3 protein-coding genes and 1 pseudogene are annotated in these 5,243 nt (G+C 69.2%); 1 reads left to right on the top strand and 3 read right to left on the bottom strand.

Translation table 11 applies throughout. From position 1 onward, the window contains the following. Both ACFE7U_RS16095 and ACFE7U_RS16090 read right to left on the bottom strand, forming a co-directional pair. A pseudogene (locus tag ACFE7U_RS16095) lies at positions 1 to 200 on the bottom strand (formyl transferase); the annotation flags it as partial. Then, positions 200 to 1,012 (bottom strand): SDR family NAD(P)-dependent oxidoreductase, encoded by an 813-nt coding sequence (locus ACFE7U_RS16090; RefSeq protein WP_375410729.1) that lies wholly within the window; start codon positions 1,010 to 1,012, stop codon positions 200 to 202. The gene ACFE7U_RS16090 and the pseudogene ACFE7U_RS16095, both read right to left, overlap by 1 nt. A gap of 298 nt (positions 1,013 to 1,310) precedes the next feature. On the opposite strand from ACFE7U_RS16090, the gene ACFE7U_RS16085 reads away from it, so the two are divergent. After that, a complete protein-coding gene (locus ACFE7U_RS16085; RefSeq protein WP_375410728.1) occupies positions 1,311 to 3,299 on the top strand; it encodes a capsular polysaccharide biosynthesis protein in 1,989 nt (662 codons plus the stop codon). Between the two features lie 19 nt (positions 3,300 to 3,318). Here the strand turns inward: ACFE7U_RS16085 and ACFE7U_RS16080 are convergent, their stop codons facing one another. Next, positions 3,319 to 4,680, bottom strand: coding sequence for a capsule biosynthesis protein (locus ACFE7U_RS16080; protein WP_375410727.1), 1,362 nt, complete (start codon positions 4,678 to 4,680; stop codon positions 3,319 to 3,321). Positions 4,681 to 5,243: the final 563 nt, after the last annotated feature.

The raw sequence follows: 5,243 nt of genomic DNA, 5'->3' as shown, positions 1-5,243 counted from the left end.
CCGAGATAGGGCAGGAACCCCGGTCCCGAGCGTCCGAGATGGCGCCGGACCTGGCTGGCGAAACTGCCCGCGCTCGGACGCGCTGCATTCGAGAGCCCGACGAAGGCGATGTCGGCCGCATGGTCGGCGACGAACCGGCGCACCGCGTGCGCGTTCGGCAGAGCCTCAAGGACGAACAGCGCGATGCGCGGACGAGCCATCACGTGCCCCGGCCGTTCTTGTCGTCCCGGGTGCGTCCGTCGTCTCGGGTGTTTTTGCCGACCTTGAACACGAAGTCTCGCATTCCGAGCCGCCGCAGGCGTTCCGGCAGCAGGGCCGCCCCCCGTGCGAGCGCCGCCAGCGGCTGCGGGAAGGCGACGATCTCGTCGTTGCGCTCAAGTCCCCGTGCGATGCGGCGGGCGGCCTCCTCGGCGCTCATCTCCTGGGGGCGCCAGCCTTCGTAGTCGCGGCCCATCGTGGTCTTCACGTATCCCGGCGTGACCACGTTCACGCGGACACCGCGCGACTTGAGCTTGGTCCGCAAGGCGAGGCCGTGGGCGAGGAGGGCTGCCTTGGTGCCGCTATAGGCCGGGGCATCGGGCAGCGGCGCGAAGGCAGCGAGCGAGGAGATGAGGGCGATCTGGCCGCGCCCACGCGCCAGCATCAGGGTTACGCTCGGCAGGGCGACGTTCAGCGCCCCGTTCAGGTTGACGTCCACGGTCTCGAAGGCGGCGGCCTCGGTCTCGACGCCGCCCGAGGGGTTGCCGCCGTTGATGCCCGCGTTGACGATCACGAGGTCGAGCCCGTGCGCGGCGTCGACCCGGGCGAGCCAGGCGCCGACCGCCGCCCGGTCGCGCACGTCGAGGCTTTGGCAGAGGACGGTCGCGCCCTTGGCCCGGCAAGCCTCGGCGACGGCCTCGAGCCGTGCCAGGCCCCTGGCGTTGAGGACGAGGGTGGTGCCAGGCGCGGCGTAGTGGGCGGCGAGCGCCGCACCGATGCCACTCGATGCGCCGGTGATCAGGATGACAGGCATGGACCGACCAATCGGGGGAGGAGCGGCAGCCATAGCTCACTCGCCATGGCTGATCGAGTGGTGTTGCCTCTGCCTCGGCTCGCACGGGCGAGGACTCACGGCAGGGCAGTCGGGTGCCCCGGCGCCTCGCCTTGACGTCCTGCGCGCCTTGTCGGTACGGCAGGCTTTATCCAGTTCGTCGCTCACGGCGTCGAGCCACCCCGAGGCGGGCTCGTTTCGAGTCACGCGGCACTCGCGCAGGCGGGACGACTCGCGGCACCTACGGACCGCCGCGATCGACCCTGGAGACGGAAACCGAATGGATCAAGGCAAGGTTAAGCGCCTGTGGCCGCGGACGTTGTCGGCCGAGGCGGCTCCGCCCGACCAGCGCGGCGCGCCGCGGCTCGCGAGCGAGCCGGTGTCGCGCCGGGTACGCCTGAGCGATCGTTGGCAGGAGGGCTTCCTGCGCCTTGCGGCGACGCGGACCGAACGCTCGCTCAGCTACATCGTCGACGGGCTCGGCGTCTATTACGACGCCACGGCGCCGAGCGAGCTCGAAGTCATGCTCGAGATGGGCGGCTGGGAGGACGCGACGCTGTCCGAGCGCGCAGTCGCCGGCATGGCCGAACTGCGCCGGCTCTCGCTCTCGATCGAGAACGACCCGCGCCGGATCGGCCTCGACGCCGCCCTCGGCAAGCTCGGTGCCACGCCGGGCAGGCCCTGCGTGGTCGTGGTCGATCAGCCGCGCGGAGACCCGTCGATCGGCTTCGGCCTGGCGGGGGAGGGACGCTTCGCCATCATGCTCGATGCGGCCATCGCCGAGAACCCGGATGCCGAGGTGGTCGTGGTCATGGATCCGGCTGCGCCCTACCATCCAGGCAGCGGCCATCTCGCCGCGATCGCCGCGGATCGCGGGGCACGATGGGTGCGCGACCCGCTCACCGCATGGTCGGTGGTCGAAACCTGCGCCCGCATCTACGTCGTCACCAGCCATGTCGGCTTCGAGGCCGCGACGGCGGGGCGTCCGGTGGTCTGCTTCGGCATGCCGTTCTATGCCGGTTGGGGCTTCACCGACGATCGTCTCGATCTGGCGCGGCGCACCCGCCAGCGCAGCGCCGCGGAGGTGTTCGCGGCGACCTATCTCGTCTCGTCGCGCTATTTCGAGCCCTATGGCGGAGAGCCGTGCGGATTCGAGGAGGCGGTCGCGATCCTGGGCCTCTCGGTGGTGCGCGATCGCGAGAACGCCGTTCCCACGCTCTGCCTGGGCTTCCCGGCCTGGAAGCAGCCTTGGCTGCGGCGGACGCTCTCGTCGGCGGGGGGGACTCCGGCGATCGCCCGCAAGGGAGCCTCCGTGGCTTCGCGCGACCTCAAAGGCTATGGCCGTGTGGTCGCTTGGTCGAGCCGCGCGCCCGATGGGACGGAGACTGCCTGCCGCGAGGCCGGCGTCCCGCTCGTCCGGATGGAGGACGGTTTCCTGCGCTCGATCGGCCTCGGCGTCGCCCTGCGCCCGGGAGCCTCCTACGTCCTCGACTCCACTGGGATCTATTACGACGCCACCGCCCCGAGCGACCTCGAACGGCTCCTGCAAACCGACGAGTTCGACGACGCCCTGCTGGACAGAGCCGGCCGCCTCCGGTCGGCCATCGTCGACGCCCGCATCAGCAAGTACAATGTCGGCGCGGCGCCGATGCCGCCGATGCCGAAGGGCCGCCCGGTCGTCCTCGTGGCCGGCCAGGTCGAGGACGATGCCTCGATCCGCCTCGGGGAGGCGACCGCCACGACGAACGTCGCCCTCCTGCGTCTTGCCCGCGAGCGAAACCCCGGGACGACCATCGCGTTCAAGCCGCATCCCGACGTGGAGGCGGGTCTCCGGCCCGGCCGCATCGCTCCGGCCGAGCTCGCGGCGCTCGCCGACGTCGTGCTGCGCGACGTCTCGGCGCCCGATGCCATCGAGGCCGCCGACAAGGTCGAGGTCATCACTTCGCTGATCGGGTTCGAGGCGCTGCTGCGCGGCAAGCCGGTGACGACGCATGGCCTGCCGTTCTATGCCGGCTGGGGCCTCACGCAGAGCCCGGCCTGCCCGCGCCGGACACGGCGGCTGACCCTCGACGAGCTCGTGGCCGGCGCCCTCATCCGCTACACCCGCTATCTCGATCCGCGCTCGGGCATCGCCTGCCCGCCAGAGGTCGTCGTGCGGCGGCTCGCCGACGGGGATCCGGACCTGGCACGGCGGGCGACGACCCTGGAAGCCGCCCTCAAGCACGTGTGGTCGCTGGCCTTCCGGCGCTTGCTGCACCGGCGGGGCTGACCACCGCGGCGACGGGTCGTCAGGCGTTCTGCAGTCTTTCGATGCCGAAGGTCGGCTCTCCGCGGGCGTCGTGGCCGCCGCGCGAGGCTCTGGCGCGGACTTCGAGCCAAGCGCCATCGGCGAGGTCGAGCTTGGCGGCGGCGGCCTGCACGGCGGCGTTCAGGCCCTCGCGCTTGTAGTAGACGCCCCGGATCTGGATATGGGCGACGATCGCCTTCAGGAAGGCGTTCCACAGGTCCTGGCGCGGCTTCGTCCCACCCGTCCAGAAATCGTCGAGCTTGCCCTGGAAGGTCAGCCCTTCGATGTCGTAGACGGCCTGGCCCAGAGTCATGATCGGCGTCTCGGCCCGCATCGCCCACAGGCCGACCGTGCTGTTGACGGTGACGACGCCGGCGGACTTCTCGAGGAGCTTGGGCAAGTCGCCGCCGTCGAGGTAGTCGACCCGGTCGGCCACGCCCCATTTCTGGGCGGAGCGGGCGACGATGCGGCGCCAGTTGCGCACGCCCGGATCGAGGGGATGCACCTTCACCATCAGGCGGGCATCGGCCGGCGCGTTCTGGGCGAAGGAATTGATGACCTCGTGGATCGGGGTCTTCAGGTCGAAATACGGCGAGTAGGCCCGGAGCTGGAAGTCGTTCTCCATCTGCAGGGGCAGGACGTAGTAGGGCACGCCGGAGGCCTGGACCTCGGCGATGCGGAGGTCCGCCTTCGGACCCTCGCGCCGGGCCTTCAGCATGTGCAGGCCGGTGCCGATATAGACGAGCGCCGGATGGTGGACCTGGTGCGACCGGTAGCCGGGATGCAGGAACCACAGCCAGTTGCTGAGGAGATGATAGGCCATGTCCCAGACGACCTGGGTCTTGAAATCGTCCTTGAAGCGCGGCTTCAGGTCGAGGTCCGGCGCATTGCGCGCCAGTTCCATGATCGCCTCGGGGTCGCGCGGAAAGCAGCTCTCGCCGGACATGCCGTTGCGTTCCAGCGTGATCCAGTCCGGGCGCAGGTAGCCGAAATCCGTCACCGTGATCTTCACGCCGCGGGCCTTGGCCGCCGTGATCGCCACCTTGTGGTAGTAGCGCTGCTCGCCGAGCAGCACGATGTCGGTGACGCCTTCGCGGTCGATCAGGTCGGCGATGAAGGCCGGCCAGGCATCGCGATGCCCCTGGAAGTTGACCGCACCCGGACGGCGCCAGAACAGGCGGTCACCGAAGCAGAGGTTGACCCGCAGGCAGCGGTGTCCGCGCTCTTCGAGAGCGTCGGCGATCTCGGCGAAGAACGGGGTGATCGGACCTTGGAGGAAAAGGAAGACTTGGCGGTCCAGCGCGGGCCGGGCGTCGGGCTGGCGGACGGGACGGTCGATGCTCGATGACAGGCTCGATCCCACGCTTGCACCTCACATGCCGCGGTTTCCGCAGACCGGACCCGCATGTCCCAAATCGATCGTCAGACTAGCCGCGCGATCCGCCGCAGCAATGTCTTCGATGCAACAGGCCGGAAACTTCGATCGGTTTCGTTCAACCTCCCGCGACCGAAGATGCCGGAGCCGAAGTCCTGATTTCGAATGACCGTGTCGAGTCGTCTCATGGCCGAGTGCTGAGGCTCATAAGGACTGAAATCTTGGCAGCATCAAGGACGCTCGATGGCCGCCAAGCCCTGGCTTCGCGGCATGCAAAACTTGGCCGTGTCACAATCCGAACGTAAAATTCGACGAGCAAGCGTGCGACTGCAACTCGTGCGGACGCGCATCGCGAGGTTTATCCGTCCCTTAAGCCGATCGCAGTGTTTGTATGCATCTTTGGTGGAGTGTCCTGCCGGCTGGCGCCACGCCTGCGCGGGACGGAGGAAGAGTATGGTGCGCGTTCTCACGATGTCCGTCCTGGCGACGGCGCTCCTGTCGGGCTGTTCGTCGCTGCTTCCTGCTGCGGGTCCGACGACGAGCGCGGTGAT

The sequence above is a fragment of the uncultured Methylobacterium sp. genome, from assembly GCF_964251405.1.
Lineage (GTDB): Bacteria > Pseudomonadota > Alphaproteobacteria > Rhizobiales > Beijerinckiaceae > Methylobacterium.
Note: the sequence above shows the minus strand (reverse complement) of the source record. Positions and strands in the feature narration are given on the sequence as shown.

Bases quoted from the DNA above. Each gene is read 5' to 3' on its own strand.
- ACFE7U_RS16090 (WP_375410729.1), bottom strand. From the start codon at position 1,012: ATGCCTGTCATCCTGATCACCGGCGCATCGAGTGGCATCGGTGCGGCG.
- ACFE7U_RS16085 (WP_375410728.1), top strand. From the start codon at position 1,311: ATGGATCAAGGCAAGGTTAAGCGCCTGTGGCCGCGGACGTTGTCGGCC.